This is a genomic window from Geobacillus sp. ZGt-1 (genome assembly GCF_001026865.1).
GTDB classification, from domain to species: domain Bacteria; phylum Bacillota; class Bacilli; order Bacillales; family Anoxybacillaceae; genus Geobacillus; species Geobacillus thermoleovorans.
Genome location: NZ_LDPD01000008.1, coordinates 69,237 through 70,145, shown reverse-complemented (window position 1 = coordinate 70,145; position 909 = coordinate 69,237). Strand labels below are relative to the sequence as shown.

At 52.1% G+C, this 909-nt stretch carries 2 protein-coding genes; both read right to left on the bottom strand.

The annotated features are described in order from the left end of the window. On the bottom strand, nucleotides 1-297 hold a 297-nt coding region (locus VU18_RS02540; protein WP_047757597.1), incomplete at its 3' end, for an alpha-amylase family glycosyl hydrolase. Nucleotides 298-440: 143 nt separating this feature from the next. After that, nucleotides 441-909: ketopantoate reductase C-terminal domain-containing protein (locus VU18_RS18940; RefSeq protein WP_047757621.1), on the bottom strand; the 469-nt coding region annotated here is incomplete at its 5' end.

Below are 909 nucleotides of genomic sequence, written 5' to 3'. Positions count from 1 at the left end.
CAAATCCAAAATGACTTTCAACCCGCGCCGATGCGCTTCAACAAGCAATTCATCGAAGTCATCCATCGTTCCAAACTCATCCATAATGGCATAATAGTCGCTGATGTCATATCCGTTATCAGCGTTCGGCGATCGGTAAATCGGGCAAATCCAGATGATATCGACCCCAAGCTCCACCAAATAGTCCAACTTTTCCATAATGCCGCGAAGATCACCGATGCCGTCGCCGTTGGCATCCATAAAGCTGCGAGGATAAATTTGGTAGGCAACGCCCTCTTTCCACCACACTTTTTTCACAGCAGCTCCTCCTCTGTGCACACGTTTTCACTACTAACTGTACACTACATCGCTGCAAGAAACAACTCTCTTTTGTTCACAAAAATAAGCCGGCGAGCGGTTGCCCATAGGCTCCCGCCGGCCGGCCAACACTTGTCCACCACTTATTCCGCGACAACGCGGCTTGACTCGTAAATTTTTAAATTGTGATACACCGTTTCGAGCATCGGAGCATGGATGCCATGCCGCTTCGCCAATGCTAGCAAATACCCTTGCAAATGATCGGCTTCAATGAGCTGTCCTTTTTCCATATCGCGCTGCATCGACGATTTCATCGTTGGGGCGATCTGCTCGAGCTGGGTGCGCTGCCGCTCAGCCATTTCATCGGTCAGCGGCGCCCCATGCGCCTGAATGATCGTTTTGATTTCCCGAAACAGCCGATCGATGATGACGCTCCCGTACTCCCCGGAACGGATCGGCCCGATCGGGGCGCGGAACAGCGTTGTCACGCCCGACATCGTCGCGATAAACAAATATTTGTTCCACATATCAGCTGCAATTTGTTCGCTTAGGCGAAAGCAGGCGTTGGCGCCGGCAAACAGCGATTCGAGCGCCTCCACCCGTTCAGTCCGT